This is a genomic window from Carnobacterium divergens (assembly GCF_900258435.1).
Lineage (GTDB): Bacteria > Bacillota > Bacilli > Lactobacillales > Carnobacteriaceae > Carnobacterium > Carnobacterium divergens_A.
In genome coordinates, this window is sequence record NZ_LT992558.1 from 1,858,015 (window position 1) to 1,879,075 (window position 21,061).

Sequence of the window (21,061 nt, forward strand, 5' to 3'; positions counted from 1 at the left end):
TCCATTCATTATTATTTCCCTTAAAAAAAAGACTTCAAAAACAGAAGTCTTTTCTAATCATATTTTCATTATACACAATCCAGCAGGAACTTAATATCAAAATTGTTTAAATTTACAATATTTCTATCTCGCTAATTTTTCTAAACGCATTTTTTCACGTTTCATTTTTTCAGTCGCGCTGACGTTCAACACTAAACCGATTGAAATCGTCAAAACAAGGGTACTAGAACCACCGTAACTAATAAATGGGAATGTAACCCCAGTGATTGGTAAAAGCCCTACAACGCCTCCTAAATTAATGAATCCTTGCACTAATAACATTGTGGCAATTCCAATACAAAGCAATGAACCAAAAGCATCTTTTGCACGAATACCAATTAAATAAATTCTTAAAATTAAAAAGACAAAGAGTGTCACTACAACAAAAATTCCCAAAAGACCAAACTCTTCACCTAAAATAGACATAATAAAATCCGTGTAAGGCTCTGGTAGATACCCTGTCTTTTGAACACTTTGACCAATTCCTACACCAAAAAGTCCGCCGCGACTTAACGCATAGTAAGAATTTACAAGTTGATTCCCTACAGTTTCAGACACTGAAAATGGATCCCAAAAAGCTACAAAACGTTGGTATTGATATTTATCTAAAAAGGGAGTGTTCTCTCCAAGTTTTTGAACCATTTCTAAAACACCAAAAATAACACCAATCCCCAGCAAACCGGATCCAATCCCTAAAGAAACGGACACCCCACTTGCAAAAATCATGACAACCCCGATAACTAATATAATTCCAGCGCCACCAATATCAGGCTGCATGGCAATCAATAGTAAGAAAAATAAGAAAATCGTTAATGGCGGGGTTACTGTATTTCTAAAATCATGCACAATACTTCGTTGTTTTTTAGAAAAAATAAATGCAAAATACCAAATAATAACAATTTTACAAAATTCAGCTGGTTGTAAATTAAATCCAAAAATACTTAACCAACCTGCTGCTCCATTTAAAGCTTTTCCAAAGAAAAACAAGTACAATAAGGAAAGTGCAATTACTAATAGAGCAAACATAACTAAACGTTTATTTTTTAACATTTCATACTTAAAGGACATCACCAAAAATGAAACGAAAAGCCCCATCAGCACAAATGCACTTTGTAATTTAAAAAAATGATCTGGCGTACTACTAATTGGTGGAATAGTTGCCACAAAACTACTGGCACTGTATACCATTAAAATGCCAAGTACGGATAGGATTAAATATGGTATAAAAATATAATAATCAAGATATTTTAATTTTTTCATATAGTTGGCTAAATCTCTAGTAGCCCATAACCTCCCTTATGAACTAAACTTGCTCTCTTTTTTCGTCATACATTTCAGTGTAAACGTCATTTAGTGTTTTTTCTAAGTCGCTTAATATCCGATGGCCTTCATCCTCTGAAACAATGCCAATTTTACTAGCATAGGCGATTTCTCTGGAAAAACCATACATTTGTGTATCAACAACTTCTTCAAATGCAGGACATTGCGCTAAACATAAATGCTTTTTTTGACTACTTATTAACGTATATATTCGTTCTGCGTCTTCCATCAATGCAGTTAATGCCATCTCTTTTTGGACAAATTCTGACATGCCTTAATCCCTCCCATAAACTTACTCATTGTTTATTATAGCATAAATTAAGCAAACACAAAGACTAAAGATGATTAAATTTAGCTTTTAAATAAAAAAAGTTAGCTAAGTAAAATTCCCTTAGCTAACTTTTTAAAACTTTTATTCTGTAGCAGTTAAACGGCTTTTCTTAGCTGCTTTTTCACGTTCGTTTTTGTTTAGTACTTGTTTACGTAAACGAATGCTTTCTGGTGTAATTTCACAATACTCATCATCGCCTAAGAATTCTAATGATTCTTCAAGAGATAATTTACGAGGACGTTTGATGACATTTGTTTGGTCTTTATTAGCAGAACGGACGTTAGTCATTTGTTTTGCTTTTGTAATATTAACCGTAATATCATTTTCACGTGAGTTTTCACCAACAATCATACCTTCATAAATTTCAGTACCTGGTTCAATAAAGATCGTTCCACGGTCTTCAACACCCATTGTTCCGTAAGTTGTTGTTTTACCTGTTTCAGTTGAAACAAGTGCACCATTACGACGTCCGCCAATTTTACCACTTAATACAGGTAGGTATTGGTCAAATGTGTGGTTCATGATTCCGTATCCGCGAGTCATTGATAAGAATTCTGTTGAATACCCAATCAATCCACGAGCTGGAGCTAGGAAAGTTAAACGAACTTGTCCGTTTCCGTTGTTTTGCATATCTTGCATTTCGCCTTTACGTTGGCTTAATGATTCGATAATTGAACCCATGTACTCTTCAGGTGTGTCGATTTGAACTAATTCAAATGGCTCACATAATTTTCCTTGGAATTCTTTAACGATTACAGATGGACGTGAAACTTGTAATTCATAGCCTTCACGACGCATGTTTTCAATTAAGATTGATAAATGTAATTCGCCACGTCCAGAAACAACCCAAGCGTCAGGAGACGGAGTGCTTTCAACACGTAATGAAACATCTGTGTGTAATTGAGACATTAAACGTTCTTCGATTTTACGAGAAGTAACCCATTTACCTTCGCGTCCTGCGAATGGTGAGTTATTTACAAGGAAAGTCATTTGTAAGGTTGGTTCATCAATGTGTAACACTGGTAGTGGTTCTTGATGGTCAACAGGTGTTACTGTTTCTCCAACGAAGATATCTTCCATACCTGAAACAGCAATTAAATCGCCCGCTTGTGCTTCTTGGATTTCTAAACGTTGCAAACCAAAGAAACCGAATAGTTTAGTGACACGGAAGTTCTTAACAGAACCATCTAATTTAGTTAAGGCAACATTATCGCCAACTTTAATGGTTCCACGGAACACACGTCCAATACCGATACGTCCAACGTAGTCATTATAATCTAATAATGATACTTGGAATTGTAAAGGCTCATCGCTATTGTCAATTGGAGCAGGAATTGTTTTAACGATTGTATCGAAAACATTATCCATTGTTGCTTCTTGATCATTTTTATCATCAGACATACTAGAAGTTCCGTTCATAGCTGAAGCATAAATTACTGGGAATTCTAATTGATCATCATCTGCGCCTAATTCGATAAATAATTCTAAAACTTCATCAACAACTTCAGCAGGGCGAGCTGCATCACGGTCAATTTTGTTTACAACTACGATTGGAATTAGTTTTTGTTCTAAAGCTTTTTTCAATACAAAACGTGTTTGAGGCATTGTTCCTTCATATGCATCTACAACAAGGACTACTCCATCAACCATTTTCATGATACGTTCTACTTCACCACCGAAATCGGCATGTCCTGGTGTATCCATGATGTTGATGCGTGTACCTTTATAGTCAACAGCAGTGTTTTTAGCTAAGATAGTGATTCCACGTTCTTTTTCAATATCGTTAGAATCCATCGCTCTTTCTGCTAGTTCATTATGAGAATCTAATGTACTTGATTGTTTTAATAATTCATCAACTAATGTTGTTTTACCATGGTCAACGTGGGCAATAATTGCGACGTTTCTGATATCATTTCTTCTTTTCATAAATATATTCCTCCGAGACTCTTTGAGAGTTATTTCAATGCTACTGATTCGCTATCCACTCTACGTGTAAAACAGTTCACTTATCAAGTTGAAATTCAACTTGCGGAACTTTTCTCATAAGTTTTTTGCAAAATCCGATTTGAAAACGCACTGAAAACTTATGACGACAACTATCAACTTATCTAGTCTAACACTATTTTGCCTCTTTGAAAAGAAAAAAATCTTGGTTTTTGCAGTTTTTTTTAAGAAAACGTTTCAAATTGAAGAATAGCGACACTCATTCTCTCTGAATGTTTTCTGTAATTGTTATTTTTCAATTAAAAACAGCGTCATTTTACATCGTTTTCTACTTTGTCGTTTCAATTTTTTAGTTATTCTATTTTTATTGAACAGCCTTTTTTATTTCTTGAATCACTCCATTAGCAAATGCTGAACAACTCACTTCTTGGCTTCCTATCATTAAACGATGAAAATCAAAGGTCACTTGTTTTTTTTCAATCATCTTTTCAATCCCTATTTCAATTAATTTTGCTGCTTCCTGCCAACCTAGGTACTCAAAAAGCAACGCGCCTGATAATAAAACAGATGACGGATTCATTTTATTTAGCCCTTTATATTCAGGCGCCGTTCCATGGGTGGCTTCAAAAATGCCGTGTCCCGTTTGCAAATTATAATTCCCTCCAGGAGCAATCCCAATCCCTCCAACTTGTGCTGCTAAAGCATCTGAAATATAATCTCCATTTAAATTAAGGGTTGCGATGACATCATACTCTTCAGGATTAATTACTATTTCTTGTAAAAAGATATCCGCTATTCGATCTTTGATTATTAATTTTTTTTCATCAAGCGCCATTTGATATGCTTTAGTTGCTGCCTCAATTCCTTTTGATTTTTTTATTTCATCATAGCTACGCCACGTGAAGACTTGTTCTTGAAACTCCTCTTCAGCAAGATCATATCCCCATTTTTTAAATCCTCCCTCGGTAAATTTCATAATATTTCCTTTATGAACGAATGTAACTGAGGTTCTTTGATGTGTTAAAGCATAGGTGATTGCCGCTCTGATCAGACGTTGTGAGCCTTCAATCGAAACAGGTTTAATGCCAATGGCAGACGTTTCAGGAAACCGAATTTGAGTCACGTGAAATTGCTCTTTTAAAATCGAAATCAATTCTTTAACAGCTGGACTTCCTGCTTCAAATTCAATGCCTGCATAAATATCTTCTGTATTTTCTCTAAATAGTATCATATTTGTTTTTTCAGGATGTTTTAGTGGCGAAGGAGCCCCTTTAAAATAACGAACTGGTCGATAGCAAACATACAAGTCTAATGTTTGTCGTAACGAGACATTAATGGACCGAATTCCTTCTCCTATCGGTGTCGTCAAAGGGCCTTTAATTGCAATTAAATGTTCTTTTAAAACCTCTATCGTTTCTGTTGGCAACCATTCCCCCGTTGCAAGAAAGGCTTTTTCACCTGCCAGCACTTCAAGCCATTGGACTTCACGTTGCCCATCATACGCTTGAAAAACAGCCTCGTTAAATACGTTTACCGCTACTCGCCAAATTTCAGCACCAATTCCATCTCCTTCTATAAAAGGAATAATTGGTTTATCTGGTACCACTAATAGCTGGTTTTCAAAACGAATTTTCATTCCTAACTCCATCAATATCCCTCCTTTATCGTTGATTCTTTCATTTCTTGATAGGTTTGATTTTGTAAACCGACATAACTAGACTGTGGCCGAATTAAGCAGTTCTCGTTTTTCTGCTCGTTGATATGCCCTAACCAACCCGCTATTCGGCTCATTGAAAAAAGTAAAGTAAACAAATCATGATTGATTCCTAAAGAATGGTACACCGTTGCCGAATAAAAATCGACATTCGGAATCAAACCTTTTTTTTCTTTTAAATAATGCTCTACCTCACAAGATTTTAGATACCATTTTTCTTGCTTTGTTTTATCCGTCAATTCTTTTGCTAATTTCTTTAAATGTTTTTTACGCGGGTCTTCTGTCTTGTATATTCGATGACCGAACCCCATAATTTTTTCTTTACGATCAAGTTTTTCATCTAAATAGGTTGAAACCGCACAATCTTGACGATCCATTTCCAGGAGCATTTCAAAAACCTGCTCATTAGCCCCACCGTGAATTGGGCCTTTTAAAGTTCCAATTGCTGCTGTGATACACGAATACACATCTGATAAGGTTGACGCACACACGCGACTAGCGAAAGTAGACGCATTTAACTCATGATCTGCATGAAGAATCAGCGCTTGATTCATAGCAGCTACCTCGACTGAATCCGCTTCTTCTCCTGTTAACATATATAAAAAATTCGCCGCAATAGAAAGGTCTTTACGTGGAGAAATTGGATCTAGCCCAACCCGCAGTCTCGAAAAAGCCGCTACGATTGTTGGTATTTTTGCTTGCAACGATAAGCTTTGTTCATAGTAAGCACGTTTGTCAATCGCCTCAGCGTGTTCATCAAAAACGCCCAATAATGAAATCGTACTTCTTAGCACACTCATGGGATGCAGCTTTTGGTGACACTGAATTTTTAAACAGGTAATAATCGTATCAGATAGTGCCATCCGATCGCCTAATTCATAAATAAAGTCGTTGTATTCAGTTAAGTCAGGCATTTTTAAATGCCATAATAAATAAATAACTTCCTCAAATGAAACCTTTTTTAAAATTAATTCATCAATATTGTAACCTGCGTATAACAATTGATTATTCACAATCGAACTGATTTTTGTTTCACTTACAACAACGCCTGCCAACCCCTTATGAATTTCCATCTTCTGATTCCCCCTTCTTGACGCTACGTTCCCTCTTTTGAAGCAAGTTTCTTCCGTACAACCATAGGCAAAATCCCGCCATTTTGATAGTAGGTAAGATCCATGGGTGAATCAAAACGAACAATAGCTTTAAATTGAATTATTTCTCCAGCTTCATTCGTAGCTGTTACTAAAACTTCTTCTCCAATCTTTGGCTCATCACTCAACGCAACCTCGTAGCGTTCACTCCCCGTTAACCCTAGTGAATCTGCATTTTCCCCCAACCTAAATTGCAAAGGAAGAACACCCATCATCACTAAATTAGCGCGATGAATCCGCTCAAAACTCTCCGCTAATATGACTTTCACGCCCAACAACTGAACACCTTTTGCTGCCCAGTCTCTTGACGAACCCATCCCATAATCTTTTCCTGCTAAAATAATTAAGTTTTGCTTTGCTGCTTGATACCGCATTGCTGCCTCGTAAATAGACAATTGCTCCCCAGTAGGCCAATAAATCGTGACGCCACCTTCAATCGATGGTACAAGCTGATTTCGAATTCGAATATTCGCTAAAGTCCCTCGTAACATGACTTCATGATGGCCTCTTCTTGCTCCATAAGAATTAAAATCTGTTACAGCCACTCCTTTTTCAAGCAAATAGCGACCGGCTGGTGAATCTGGCGCAATACTTCCAGCAGGTGAGATATGGTCGGTTGTAACAGAATCTCCAAATTTCCCTAAGACTGCTAAATGGGTTAACTGAGTCGGATTTTCTAGTTTTAACGGTAGATCATTAAAGTAAGGTGGCTCTGCAATATAAGTTGAGTCCCCCCATTGATACAGAGGATTTTCCGAGGTTTCAATCTGATTCCATTCCAAATTATTGGTAAAAATATCTTGGTATTCAGTTTGAAAAATAGCGGGAGTGACATACTTATTAATAAGGGTTTCTACTTCTTTTCGAGTTGGCCATAAATCTTTTAAATACACCGCTTGCCCGTTTTCTCGGTAGCCAATAGGTTCTGCTGAAAAATCAATTTCAACCGTACTAGCTAAGGCAAAAAGAACCACTAAAGGGGGTGCTGCTAAATAGTTGGCTTTTACCAATGGATGAATACGACCTTCAAAATTCCGATTGCCACTCAATACAGCCGAAACGACTAATTTTTCTTTTTCGATTCCTTCACCAACAACTGGCAATAGCGTCCCTGAATTCCCAATACAAGTCGTGCAACCGTACCCAACTAAATGAAAACCTAACGCTTCAAGGTAAGGCATTAGACCCGCCTTTTCTAAATAGGCTGTGACTACTTTTGAACCTGGCGCCAAGGATGTTTTGACGAATTTAGGAACTTGAAGACCGGCTTCAACTGCTTTTTTGGCAACTAGACCTGCACTAAGCATGACAAATGGGTTCGATGTATTTGTACAACTTGTAATTGCAGCAATCGCTAAACTACCTGTTTTCATCACCACTTGTTCCCCATCAATTGTAATCTGCGCATTCTTTTTAAGATCATCCTCTGTTAACCCAAACCCTTGACTGCCTTCTTTTAATCTTAATGATTTTTGAAAAGACTCTTTTATATGCGAAAGAGGAATCAAATCTTGAGGTCTTTTTGGTCCTGCTACGTTGGCCTCAATTAAACTCAAATCTAATTCAATTACATGTGTATAGGCTGGTTCTATTTGATTCTCTTGGTAATACAATTGATTTTCTTTAAAGTAACAATCCACTAATGCCACCTGCTGTTTTGTTCGCCCTGTTAATTTCAAATAACGAATGGTTTCATCATCTACTGGAAAATAGCCACAGGTTGCTCCATATTCTGGCGCCATATTAGCGACTGTGCCTCGATCAGCTAAACTAAGGTTTTTTAAGCCTTTTCCAAAAAATTCAACAAATTTTCCAACCACATTTTCTTTTCGCAACAATTGCGTTACTTTTAAAGCTAAATCTGTTCCAGTTGCCCCATTAGCTAGATCGTTAATAAGTCGAACGCCAATGACTTCGGGAATTGGAAAATAAGAAGGCTCCCCTAACATACTCGCTTCTGCTTCAATTCCGCCAACGCCCCAACCCAGCACCCCAAGGGCATTAATCATCGTTGTATGAGAATCCGTCCCCACCAATGTGTCTGGATAAATTAGCGCATTGTTTTCATCCAGCGGCTGAGTCCTTACAACCGTTGCCAGATATTCTAAATTGACTTGATGAACAATTCCAGTTGCAGGAGGGACAACACGATAATTGTCAAATGCTTTTTCTGCCCACCTTAAAAATTCATACCGTTCCTGATTGCGGTAAAATTCCATTCGCATATTCGTTAGCATGGCGTTGTGACTACCAAACGCATCCACCTGCACGGAGTGATCAATCACTAAGTCTACAGGTATTTGAGGGTTAATGCTTGTTGGATCCCCACCAAAATCTGCAACCGTTTGACGAATTGAGGCCAAATCAACAAGCGCTGGTACACCAGTAAAATCTTGCAGCAAGACTCTTGCTGGAAAAAAAGGCACCTCACCTTTATTTTTTTTATCACTAGCCCACTGTGTTAAGCGATACAACTGGTCAGCCGTAACTCCCGTTCTTCCTTCTTGTCTTAAAAGAGCCTCTATTAAAATCCGAATGGTATATGGCAATCTGTGTACGTTAATTTCTGCCTCTTCTTCTAGTGCTTTCAGTGAATAATAATGATAAGTGACTCCCTCTAATTGAAAACAGTTTTTAGTTGTGTTCATTCCACTCCTCCTAACACTTCATATTCCCAGAAATTATACAGACAATCAACCTAGTTGTAAACAATATCGTTTGCTTTTGATTAGTATTCACCCTGTATAATAGCTACTTGAGAATGTAACGTTCATGTTACATACATTTTTTAGTTTTTAATCCGATTAAATGAGAAAACTCTCATTTTTATTATGTTTTTCTATCCATAAAATGACTGTACTGACTTAGACCTATTTTACACACCTTCTTTAAAAAAAAATTTAGAACCTTGCTAAAGCTTTACAAATCACATTCTCCTGTTATTTGTGACAAAAATAAAAAAACATCAAAATAAAAGAAAAATTCTCTTATTTTGATGCCTTCTATTTTTTTAATAAGTATTCGGTTAAAATTTCTTGATATGCTTTTGGCGTTGCTACAATAATGCCGTTGTTATTCAATAAATCAACGGCTTCTCCATTTAACTTTTTGTAGACTAACCCAACCTCTTCTGCAATGACTTTTCCTGCTGCGATATCCCACGGACAAAGTGAATAAGAAAGATAGGCGGCTAATCGCCCACTGGCTACATGAACTGTTTCAATCCCAGCAGACCCAACCATTCTTACACCAGAACTAGCTAAGCCCATTTCTGTTGTATGGTAGCGATTTGTAGCAAACATTCCACTGTTAATCGCAACCAATCCTTCTTTTAAGGAAACATCTTCTACCACAGGTAATTTTTCTTCGTTGCAAAAAGCCCCCTGGTCCTTCATTCCCCAATAAAGTTCCTTTTCGATTACATCATAAATATAACCCATTTGGCCTATTCCATCATGGTAAACGGCTAGCATAATCGCAAAATTTCGTTTTTGTTTCACAAAATTTAGCGTTCCATCTATCGGATCTAGTATCCAAATAGTTCCTTTTAAATCTTGAAATTGATTGCCAAAACCTTCTTCACCCATAATTCTTTCAGATGGAAAAGATTGCTGAATTTTCTTGATTAAAAACAGTTCAATTGCTTTGTCCATATTTGTCACTAAATCATTACGATGGGTTTTTACTTCCACCGTTAGTTCCTCTTGAAATGACGCTAAAATCATCGAAGCGGCTTCTCTCATCCATTCTTTGATTAAAGCATGTCGTTTTTGAAAATCCATTGGTCCTCCACTCCTTACGTTATGCACTAACTCCATTGTACCAAATGAAGCGCTAAATAAGGAACAAAAGACTAAAAAAAGAACCTCATTACAGTAAATCGTAATGAAATCCTTATGCAAATTGACTTATAAACGTATATTTTTTTTTGTACTTTTTTTCGCCTCTTGAACGACTGCATACAAGGAATAAGAGGATAATTGCTGAAATTCACGACTCCATTTTTTTTCTTCACCTGTTGCTGGAATCACTTGTTTAAATGCTTGGTATTTAGTTAAAAACTCTTCTCGGTTAATGCCTGTTTCATATGCCAATTCCACTGCTCGCCAAAGGTCAATTACTTGCACCATTTCGGCTCTAGACCACTCTAAATCAATGGGGTAACTGTAACTTTTTTCCATGTTTTTCCACCTATGTCTTTCGATTATTTCCCTTGTTCAATAATGTCTAATTGTTCTCTAATTTGTTTTGCAACACCTAAAATCTCTTGGCGTTCATCATCTGAAAATCCAAGTTCATAAGAAGCACTAATCCCGTTCTCACCTAGTAAAATCGGTAAAGATAGCGGAATGGCTTTGTAATCGTCCATATCTACTAGATGAACTAATGGAACGATTGCTTCTTCATTGTTGCTGATTAGTTGAACTAATTTTGCCAATGTCGCAGCGTTTGTGTACCCTGTTTGGCAAAGCATATTGTCGTCATAACGTTTTAATATCATTTCTTCCATTTTAAACATTGCTTCTTGATTGAACGCATTTTCGGAATTAACTGTTAAACCTAAGACAGGCGTTCCACCAACGTAAGAGCGACTCCAAATCGCTATTTTCTGGTTTTTTTGACTGCCCCCAACAATATACCCTTTTACATCATGAACTGAAATTTTAAAAAATTTACTCAACATATTTTGGAAATAAATTGTATCAAAATAAGTACCCAATCCAAATATGCGCTCTTTTGGCAATCCTGAAAACTTCCAAATCAAATAGGTGAAAATATCCGTTGGTTCCGTTGCAATAATCACCATGCCATCAAAACTGTTTGCCATGGCTTGATTAATGATTTTTCGAACTAGTTTAATGTTACGCTTGAGATATTCTTTATCCGTTTCATCTTCTTTGCGCTCTTCGCACGCTGTAATAATTAATAAATCGGTATCGTGAAATTCTTTTTCATTGCCAATCTTTAAAGTAGTATGTGGAAAAATGGCTTCTGTATAAGTTAAATCCTTAAAAATCGCCATATCCAGCTCAGGTACATCTAATAAAACCAACTCCTTGATTTTCATGCGTAACATACTTAAAAAAGTAAAATCATACGCGGTTCGATTGTTACCGGCTACCATTACTTTACTTAGATGACCTCTACCCATCTAACACCCTCCTGTATTTCAACCACTGTTGCAAAGTTTTTTTGTAGCTAAAAACTTTACTCTCCATCTCTTATTATACTAAATTTGCTGTCCGATACTTCTTTTTGTAACAAAGTCATCAATTTGTCATTATAATGTAATGAATCTGTTTTTTTAAATCAGTTCATAAAAAAAGAACTTCTACAAAATTAATGACGAATCATTAATTTTTAGAAGTTCTTTCAATAAAATCAAATTGATTTTCAGTATAAGCACGTCTCCTTATAAAAGCAGACGACTTAGCGTCTGTGCGCCAAGATTTTTATATTTTGTAGAATGCTCTAATTAAATGTGGATTGGCATACCTAATGCTAATTCAGCAGCATCCATAACTGTTTCAGCTAATGAAGGATGAGCATGAACTGTAAGAGCGATGTCTTCAGCATTCATACCTGATTCAATTGCTAAACCTAATTCAGCAATAATATCACTTGCGCCAACGCCGGCAACTTGTGCACCAACAAGAACGTTATCTTCTTTAGTCGTTACTAAACGTACAAAACCTTCAGTAGCATCCAGAGATAAAGCACGTCCATTTGCTTGTAGAGGGAATTTAGATGCTTTAACATCCATTCCTTCAGCTTTTGCTTCTGCTTGAGTAAGACCAACAGATGCTAATTCAGGATCCGTGAAACATACTGCAGGCATTGCTTTATAATCAACTGCTACTTTTTTACCAGAAATAGCTTCTGCAGCAATTTTAGCTTCATAGCTTGCTTTGTGTGCTAATGCAAGACCAGGAACGATATCGCCAATTGCATAAATATTTGGTTTATTTGTACGGCCTTGTGCGTCAACTGTGATTAATCCACGTTCGCCAACTTCAACACCCGCTTGTTCTAAACCTAATTCATCTGTATTTGGACGACGACCAACTGTTACCATCACATAGTCGGCATCAATTGATTTTTCAGCACCATTTACTTCATATTTAACGGTTACGCCATCTGCAGTTTCAATTGCTTCTTTAGCCATTGCACCTGTTTCAATTGTAACGTTTTTCTTTTTGAAGTTATCTGTTACAAATTTAACCATATCTTTTTCAAAGTTAGGCAAGATAGAAGGAGAACCTTCTAAAATGGTTACTTCAGCGCCTAAGTTTGCGTAAGCTCCAGCTAATTCGCTTCCGATATATCCGCCACCGATAACCACTAATTTTTTAGGCACTTCTTGAAGTGCTAAACCACCAGTTGAATCAATGATACGTTTGCCAAATTTAAATCCTTTGATTTCAATCGGACGGCTACCAGTTGCTACAATTGCGTTGTTGAATGTATAGCTTTGTGCACTTGTTTCAGTCATTACGCGTAGGTCATGCTCATCAACGAAGAAAGCTTCACCACGTAAAATTTCAACTTTGTGTTTTTTCAATAACATTTCAACACCACTAGTTAGTGATTTGACAACTTTATTGTTTTTCCATTCTTGAGTTTTAGCAAAATCTAAAACCACATTTTCAGCTGTTACACCAAATACTTCTGAGTGCATAGCGTCTTGGTAGTGATGTCCAGCACTGATTAGTGCTTTTGAAGGAATACATCCAACGTTTAAACAAACTCCACCGATATTTTCTTTTTCAACGATTGCTACTTTTTGGCCTAGTTGAGCTGCACGAATAGCGGCAACATATCCTCCAGGGCCTGAACCAATAACAACTGTATCTAATTCGATTGCGAAATCTCCTACTACCATTTTATGATCATCCTTCCATTAATAATAATTCTGGATCTGCTAGTAATGCTTTCATATCGTTCATTGCTTTTTGAGCAGTCGCTCCATCAATGATACGGTGATCAAAGCTTAATGATAATTGCATAACTGGTGCTACAACAATTTCATCATCAGCATTTACAACTGCTTTTTTAGCGATTTTACCAACACCTAAAATAGCAACTTCTGGGTAGTTGATAACTGGAGTGAACCAGCCGCCACCGATTGAACCAATGTTGCTAATTGTGCAAGATCCGCCACGCATATCTGCTGCTGCTAATTTACCTTCAGCTGCTGCTTTTGCATGAGTTGTAATTTCACCTGCAATTGAGAAAATACTTTTCGCATCTGCATTTTTAATGTTAGGAACAAATAGACCGTGATCTGTATCTGTTGCGATTCCAACGTTTACATAGTGTTTGTAAACAATTTCTTGAGTCGCATCATCAATTGAAGCATTTAATGCTGGATATTTGCGTAAAACAGATACCAATGCTTTTACAACATATGGTAAGAATGTTAATTTAACGCCTTTATCTGCTGCGATATCTTTGAAACGTTTTCTGTGAGCCATTAATTTAGTAGCATCTACTTCATCGAATAGCGTAACGTGTGGTGCTGTTGCTTTACTGTTAACCATTGCTTTAGCAATTGCTTTACGAGTTGGAGACATTTTTTCTCTTGTTTCCATTTCGCCCATTGTTGAAGTAAATGGTTGTGCTGGTGCAGCTGGTTTAGAAGCTGGAGCTGATGCAGTTGTTGTTGAAGCTGCTGCTTCTTCTTTAGCTGCAGGTGCTGCTGTTGCGCCACCCGTTGTAAAGTTTAAGATATCTTCTTTTGTGATACGTCCGCCTTTACCAGTTGCTGATACTAAACTGATATCAATTCCTTTTTCACGTGCTAATTGACGTACTGAAGGCATTGCTAAAATGCGTTTTGATGGATCACTTGTTGCAACGACTGAACCTGCGCCAGTAGCAGCAGGTGTTGCTGTAGTTTCACTTGTTGGAGTTACTGCTGGGCTTGCTGGAGTTTGTTCAGTTGCAGGTGCACTGTGATCAACGAAGTCTGGTGCATCAATTTCAACTAAAACATCACCAACATTGGCAACTGTTCCTTCTGAAACAAGAATGTTTTTAACAGTACCTGTTACTGGAGATGGAATTTCTTCAACTGATTTGTCATTTTGTACTTCTAATAACGTATCGTCTTCATTGATTGTATCGCCTGGAGCTACAAACCATTTAACGATTTCGCCTTCTGCAATTCCTTCCCCAATATCTGGTAATTTGAATTGGAATAAAGCTGAAGCACCACTTGCTGCAGGTGCAGCTGTTGGAGCTGGAGCTGATTCTTTAGCAGGAGCAGGAGCTGCTGCTTCGTCTTCTTCATGCCCTGGAGCGTCGATTTCAACTAAAACATCACCAACTACGGCAACTGTTCCTTCTTCAACTAAGATACTTTTCACAGTACCTGTTACTGGAGATGGAATTTCTTCAACTGATTTGTCATTTTGTACTTCTAGTAAAGTATCATCTTCATTGATTGTATCGCCTGGTTTTACAAACCATTTAACGATTTCACCTTCATGGATTCCTTCACCGATATCTGGTAATTTAAATTTAAAAGCCATTTTCGATAACTTCCCTTCTATATTAACTAGTCTGTCTTTTACAAAATAGTTTGTTCAAGTGCTTTAGAAATGAAACAAATGCAACCAATCCATAACTCTCAGAGATGTGATTGCATTCGTTTTAATCTTGGAAATAAATTAGAAGTTGTATACTTCTTTAATTTTTTCTTCAATATCTGTTGCATTTGGTAACCAGATGTTTTCTGCTTGACCGAATGGGAAAATTGTATCAGGAGCTGCAACACGTCCAATTGGAGCTTCCAATGAAAGAATTGCGCGTTCTGAAATTTCAGACATAACCATTGCACCAACACCTGCTTGACGTTGTGCTTCTTGAACCACTACTACGCGACCAGTTTTTTCAACTGAAGCAATAATTGTTTCAATATCTAATGGTGAAACTGTTCTAAGATCCACGATTTCAACTGAAATGCCTTCTTTTTCAAGTTTTTCAGCTGCTTTTAACGCTTCACGAACCATAGCGCCATAAGTGATAACTGATACATCTGTACCTTCTTTAGTGATAGCTGCTTTGCCTAGTGGAACAGTGTATTCGCCATCAGGAACTTCATCACGGAAAGAACGGTATAATTTCATGTGTTCTAAGAAGACAACTGGATCGTTATCGCGAATAGAAGAAATCAATAAGCCTTTAGCGTCATATGGGTTACTTGGAATAACAATCTTGATACCAGGAGATTGAGCAATCAATCCTTCTAAGTTATCTGAGTGTAATTCTGGAGTGTGAACTCCTCCACCAAATGGTGCGCGGATTGTGATTGGCATATTACGAGTGCTACTCATACGGTAACGTGTACGAGCTGCTTGTCCTACGATTGAATCCATTACTTCAAATACGAATCCGAAGAATTGGATTTCTGGAACTGGACGGAAGCCTTCTAATGCTAGACCTACTGCAAGTCCACCAATACCTGATTCTGCAAGTGGTGTATCGAATACGCGGTCTTCACCGAATTGTGCTTGTAAGCCTTCAGTAGCACGGAATACCCCACCATTGTTCCCAACGTCTTCACCGAAAATCAAAACGTTTTCGTCTTTGCCAAGTTCAACTGCAAGCGCATCTGTGATGGCTTGGATCATTGTTTTTTGTGCCATGATTATTTACTCTCCTTTGCTTCAAAGATTGCAATTTGTTCTTTAAGTGTTTGAGTTGGTTCTTCAAACATGTTTTTCAAGAAATCAGAAACTTTTTGTTTTGGTTCTTGGTCAGCTTCTTTAATTGCGTCTTTAATTTCTTCTTTTGCTGCTTCAATTACTTCGTTTTCTTTTTCTTCAGTCCATAAGCCTTTCTCAGTTAAGAAAATACGCATACGTACTAATGGGTCACGTTTTTCCCAGATATCGTCTGTTTCTTTTGTACGGTAACGAGTTGGGTCATCTCCTGAAAGTGTATGTGGACCATAACGGTAAGTTAAAGTTTCAATTAAAGTTGGGCCGTCGCCTGCAATTGCACGCTCTCTTGCTTCTTTTGTTACAGCGTAAACTGCTAAAGCATCCATTCCATCAACTTGTACTCCTGGGATTCCAGCAGCTACTGCTTTTTGAGCCAATGTTACAGCTTTAGTTTGAACTGAACGTGGAGTTGAGATTGCATAGCCGTTGTTTTGAACGATAAAGATTGCAGGTGCATTGTATGCTCCAGCGAAGTTCATTCCTTCGTAGAAATCTCCTTGTGATGAACCACCATCACCTGTATAAGTTAAAACGACATTTTTCTTGCCGCGTTTTTTAAGACCTAAAGCGACACCAGCAGCTTGAACGATTTGTGCACCAATAATGATTTGTGGTGGCAATGCTTGTAAGCTAGCGTCATATTTGTTACCAGAAGCATGTCCTCTTGACCATAAGAAAGCTTCTTTTAAAGGTAAGCCGTGTTGAATCAATTGAGGAACATCACGATACCCAGGCAATAATACGTCTTCTTTTTCAATTGCATAATGACTTGCTAATTGACTTGCTTCTTGTCCAGCAGTTGGTGCAACGAATCCTAAACGTCCTTGACGGTTTAAGGCTGTTGAACGTTGGTCTAACACACGTGACCATACCATTTTAGACATTAAATCAACTAACTCTTCATCAGATAAATCTGGCATTAGATCAGGATTAACAATCTTCCCATCCTCATCTAAAATTTGTACTGTTGGAAATTCCGCATTCACGCCGTGTAGTAATGCATCAAAATCGACAGGTTTATTCTTTTTTGTAGCCATCTTTAACCATTCCTCTCTTCATCACAATCTATTTTTGTTTGTAAGATGCTGTTTTATACAGTTATTGAAACTGTATTAGTGTAATCTCTTTACTCATTTAATTTAACACGCTTTCATAGGATATGCAAGGGATACGAGTCATTTTTGATGTTAGGAAATCGTAAAAAGTCTAGGGTTCACATAGAAAATATGCTTAACACGCTATCATAGTGAAAACATTCACTTTATACTTTTTTAAGAAGAATAATGAATAAATCAAGATTTAAAAATGACTTGATTTCAATGAATTGCGTCGAATCAAGTTCAATCTGTTACATTCTAATTGAAAAACTGTATTATTATTTCGCCTTTTTCATGAAACAGTTCCCGCATAATATTTTTTTCACAATTCAAAAAAAGTTGATTAGATTTTTCTCATAATACGTTTTTGCCAAAAAATCTAACGAATACTTCTTTTTAGCAAACAATATTGTTTTTATCTTTCTTTTACTACGATAACTTTTTCCCTATGCTTTCCCTATTCAAAAATTTGTCTTTCTTCCTATAATATAGGAAGCACAAAAGAAGACTTTATCTTATCAAAGATAAAGTCTTCTTTTTAAAGCCACTCTTTATTTATTTTAATATAAATTGTTTTAACCAGTTGCACTGCAATCCCATAAGCCAATACAATCAGAACCATCCATTTCCAATAAGCTGTTGGCAAGGCTACAAAATTAAAGAACCCACCTAAAGCTGTATCAGGAATAAGAATTGCAATCACAATCACACAAATTGTCGAAATGGTTACAGGGATGCTCGCCATACTTTGAATAAACGGAATTTTCTTAGTTCGAATAATATGAACAACTACTGTTTGAGTAATCAATCCAATAACGAACCATCCAGAATGGAATAGGGCTTGATTGCCTATTGTATTGGCGTGGAAGACAAAATACATTAACAAGAACGTCAAAATATCAAAAATCGAACTAATCGGTCCAATGGATAAGGTGAACTTCATCAAGTTTCCAGTGTTCCATTTAGCTGGCTTCATTAAGTCTTCTTCATCCATTCGATCCCATGGAATCGTTAATTGCGCAACATCATAAATCAAATTTTGAACAAGAAGTTGGATAGAAAGCATTGGTAAAAAGGGTAAGAACGCACTTGCTACTAACACACTAAATACATTCCCAAAGTTCGAACTAACCGTCATTTTAATGTATTTCATCATGTTACCAAAAACCGTCCGACCTTCTAACACACCATCTTCTAAAACCGTTAAGCTTTTTTCTAGTAAAATAATTGAACTTGCTTCCTTCGTAATGTCTGCTGCCGTATCCACAGAAATGCCGACATCTGCTTTTCGTAAAGCAGGAGCATCATTGATTCCATCTCCCATAAAGCCAACAGTGTGACCTTTTTTCTGAAGAAGAGCAATAATTCGTGCTTTTTGCATCGGGTTTAACTTAGCAAAAAGATTGACTTTTTCTGAAGCTTCCATTAAGGCTTCGTCACTCATTGTTTCGATTTCATTGCCTAATAAAACTTGTCCTACTTCAATACCGACATCTTTACAGACTTTTTGTGAAACAATTTCGTTGTCTCCAGTTAAAACTTTTACCGTTACACCATGCTCGTGTAGCGATTTAATAGCTGTGATGGATGATTTTTTTGCTGGGTCAAGAAATCCCATAAAACCAGCTAAAATCATTTCATTTTCATCTTCAATACTATAGATGGCTGTATCATGAACCTCTTTTTTATAGGCTACACCTAGCACACGCATGCCATCTTGATTCATATCCACACTAACGGTCAACATTTTTTCTCGCAATGAGTCGGTTAAGGGAATCACTTCATCGTTAATTTCCACATGGGAACAGATTTTCATCATTTCTTCTACGGCGCCTTTTGTAATCATTAACTGATGACCTTCGTTATTGACTGCTACTGTTAAGCGCCGTCTAGAAAAATCAAATGGAATTTCATCGATTTTTTCAACATGTCCTATTTTCTGTGCCAAATTGTTTTCTTCATAGTAATTAATAACTGCGTGATCCATTAAATTCTTCCAACCTGTTTGATAATTGGAATTCAAAAAGGCTAAATCTAGAACTTTTTTACAGTTATCACCAATTGGACTAACGTGTTTAACAAGTACAACATGGTCTTCTGTGATTGTTCCAGTTTTATCTGTACAAAGAATATCCATTGCCCCTAGATTTTGAATAGCATTGAGTTCTTTAACAATTACTTTTTTCTTAGACATTTTAATGGCGCCTTTTGCTAAATTACTTGTAATAATCATTGGCAACATTTCAGGCGTCAAGCCAACTGCTACAGCAATCGCAAAGAAAAATGCTTGGCCCCAATCGCCTTTAGTCAAACCATTCAGTAGAAAAACAATCGGAACCATGATAATCATAAAACGAATTAACACTTTACTGACGTTCTTTACTCCGCGATCAAAACTAGTCTCTCCTCTTTTTTCAGAAACATTAGACGCGATATCGCCAAAGAAGGTATCATTTCCTGTTTTTAAAATAATTGCTCGACCTTGTCCACTTAAAACATCGGTTCCCATAAACGCTAAATTGGCCAAATCTAAAGCCGTATCTTCTGCTGTTGGTTCTTCTACTTGAACTAATTTTTCAACTGGCATTGACTCGCCGGTTAAAGATGCTTGATTCACAAACAAATCTTTTGTCCAAATGAAACGTGCATCTGCAGGAATCATATCCCCCGTTGATAAATTAACAATATCACCTGGAACAACTTCATCAATTGGGATTTCAGTTGTTACTCCGTCTCTTGTGATTCCACATGTTGTTTCAATTAATTCTTTTAAAGCTAAACTGGCTTTTTGTGAGCGGTATTCTTGAATAAAACGAATGCCAACACTCAGTAAAATCATCACACCCATTACAAGACTTGCTTCAAAGTCATTGGTTAGTGCAGATACTACCATTAAAAGAGCTAACACATACACAAAAGGATCTTTAAAAGCTTCTATTAATAGAATAAACCATGGGGTTGGTCTTTGTGTTGCCACTTCATTTAGACCGTATTCTGCTAACCGCTTGCTTGCCATTTCTTCACTTAAACCATTTGGGCCTGTTTGGTAATTTATCATTACTTTTTTTTCAGATAAACGAGCTAATTTTTTTAAATCGTTATCTTTTGATTTTTTTTCAATTTGAATTTTTTTTTTTCGATTCATCATCATTTTCTTTGCCTCCATTTCTTGTCAAAAGAAAAGAGGAACAGTTCCTAATCAATCCAACTTCGTTAAATGGTCAGTATCACTAGGAGGTTTATTCACCTTTTCCTTCGACTTCTGACTTCCAGGGTCACTATTTTCACTTGCTTTAGTCGTACTTTTCATGATACTCACCTCACTTTGAATGGTTAGGAACCCAGAGAACAAGAGATCTACTTGAACTGATTTCCATTGAAAATTAAACCCGTTTTGTTTAGATGCATGCAAAAAAGCACATACTCAAAGAACAGAGTATGTGCTTGGAAAGTTTCATCTAAACCATCACATCACAAGATAAGCGCAACAAAATAAGCTACTTATACTTTCTCCATCATCGAGCTTTAGCACTATATGGCGTAGATTATTCATCAGCTACGTTAAAAATGACCTTAATTCGATCAAACTTGTTGACCCATTGGCATCTCTCGATGTTTTTGGGCAGCAGCATATTTCCATATAGGAGCCTCACCTAACAGAAGCGTGTATTTAATTTTCTTTACGTGCTCAGTATAGTGTTCAGAAATTGATTCGTCAAGACATTTATTAATTTTTT

Annotated in this window: 14 protein-coding genes and 1 riboswitch; all 14 genes read right to left on the minus strand. The window is 36.8% G+C overall.

The genetic code is table 11. From position 1 onward, the window contains the following. Positions 1 to 123 precede the first annotated feature (123 nt). The 14 genes from CDIMF43_RS09350 to mgtA all read right to left on the minus strand — a co-directional run bounded on the left by CDIMF43_RS09350 (position 124) and on the right by mgtA (position 20,490). Complete coding sequence (locus CDIMF43_RS09350; protein ID WP_109841843.1) at positions 124 to 1,299, minus strand: FtsW/RodA/SpoVE family cell cycle protein; 1,176 nt, start codon at positions 1,297 to 1,299, stop codon at positions 124 to 126. 43 nt (positions 1,300 to 1,342) lie between these two features. Then, positions 1,343 to 1,630 (minus strand): Fpa/YlaN family protein, encoded by a 288-nt coding sequence (locus CDIMF43_RS09355; protein WP_074402532.1) that lies wholly within the window; start codon positions 1,628 to 1,630, stop codon positions 1,343 to 1,345. 141 nt (positions 1,631 to 1,771) lie between these two features. Then, positions 1,772 to 3,616 carry a translational GTPase TypA gene (gene typA, locus CDIMF43_RS09360; protein ID WP_034569297.1) on the minus strand — a complete coding sequence of 615 codons (1,845 nt, stop codon included), beginning with the start codon at positions 3,614 to 3,616 and terminating at the stop codon, positions 1,772 to 1,774. A 382-nt stretch (positions 3,617 to 3,998) separates the two neighbouring features. Beyond that, positions 3,999 to 5,282, minus strand: a complete 1,284-nt coding sequence (gene icd / locus CDIMF43_RS09365) for an NADP-dependent isocitrate dehydrogenase (RefSeq protein WP_074402531.1) — start codon at positions 5,280 to 5,282, stop codon at positions 3,999 to 4,001. Next, positions 5,282 to 6,421, minus strand: a complete 1,140-nt coding sequence (locus tag CDIMF43_RS09370) for a citrate/2-methylcitrate synthase (protein WP_109841844.1) — start codon at positions 6,419 to 6,421, stop codon at positions 5,282 to 5,284. The genes icd and CDIMF43_RS09370 overlap by 1 nt, the downstream gene beginning before the upstream one ends. A gap of 23 nt (positions 6,422 to 6,444) precedes the next feature. Continuing rightward, the gene (acnA, locus tag CDIMF43_RS09375; RefSeq protein WP_109841845.1) at positions 6,445 to 9,147 is read right to left on the minus strand and encodes an aconitate hydratase AcnA; all 2,703 of its coding nucleotides are present in this window, start codon (positions 9,145 to 9,147) and stop codon (positions 6,445 to 6,447) included. A 354-nt stretch (positions 9,148 to 9,501) separates the two neighbouring features. Continuing rightward, a complete protein-coding gene (locus tag CDIMF43_RS09380) occupies positions 9,502 to 10,281 on the minus strand; it encodes an inositol monophosphatase family protein (RefSeq protein ID WP_109841846.1) in 780 nt (259 codons plus the stop codon). A gap of 126 nt (positions 10,282 to 10,407) precedes the next feature. After that, positions 10,408 to 10,680 carry a UPF0223 family protein gene (locus CDIMF43_RS09385; protein ID WP_074402527.1) on the minus strand — a complete coding sequence of 91 codons (273 nt, stop codon included), beginning with the start codon at positions 10,678 to 10,680 and terminating at the stop codon, positions 10,408 to 10,410. Between the two features lie 23 nt (positions 10,681 to 10,703). Beyond that, the gene (locus tag CDIMF43_RS09390) at positions 10,704 to 11,651 is read right to left on the minus strand and encodes a lactate/malate family dehydrogenase (protein ID WP_074402526.1); all 948 of its coding nucleotides are present in this window, start codon (positions 11,649 to 11,651) and stop codon (positions 10,704 to 10,706) included. A gap of 324 nt (positions 11,652 to 11,975) precedes the next feature. Further along, complete coding sequence (gene lpdA, locus CDIMF43_RS09395) at positions 11,976 to 13,382, minus strand: dihydrolipoyl dehydrogenase (protein ID WP_074402525.1); 1,407 nt, start codon at positions 13,380 to 13,382, stop codon at positions 11,976 to 11,978. A gap of 7 nt (positions 13,383 to 13,389) precedes the next feature. After that, a complete protein-coding gene (locus CDIMF43_RS09400; RefSeq protein ID WP_109841847.1) occupies positions 13,390 to 15,033 on the minus strand; it encodes a dihydrolipoyllysine-residue acetyltransferase in 1,644 nt (547 codons plus the stop codon). Positions 15,034 to 15,171: 138 nt separating this feature from the next. Next, complete coding sequence (locus tag CDIMF43_RS09405) at positions 15,172 to 16,149, minus strand: alpha-ketoacid dehydrogenase subunit beta (RefSeq protein WP_034569284.1); 978 nt, start codon at positions 16,147 to 16,149, stop codon at positions 15,172 to 15,174. Positions 16,150 to 16,151: 2 nt separating this feature from the next. Further along, positions 16,152 to 17,264 carry a pyruvate dehydrogenase (acetyl-transferring) E1 component subunit alpha gene (gene pdhA, locus CDIMF43_RS09410; RefSeq protein ID WP_074402522.1) on the minus strand — a complete coding sequence of 371 codons (1,113 nt, stop codon included), beginning with the start codon at positions 17,262 to 17,264 and terminating at the stop codon, positions 16,152 to 16,154. 598 nt (positions 17,265 to 17,862) lie between these two features. Next, entirely contained in the window at positions 17,863 to 20,490 is a 2,628-nt protein-coding gene (gene mgtA / locus CDIMF43_RS09415) for a magnesium-translocating P-type ATPase (RefSeq protein WP_289847131.1), read from the minus strand. Between the two features lie 336 nt (positions 20,491 to 20,826). Next, positions 20,827 to 20,992, minus strand: a riboswitch (M-box (ykoK) riboswitch). Positions 20,993 to 21,061: the final 69 nt, after the last annotated feature.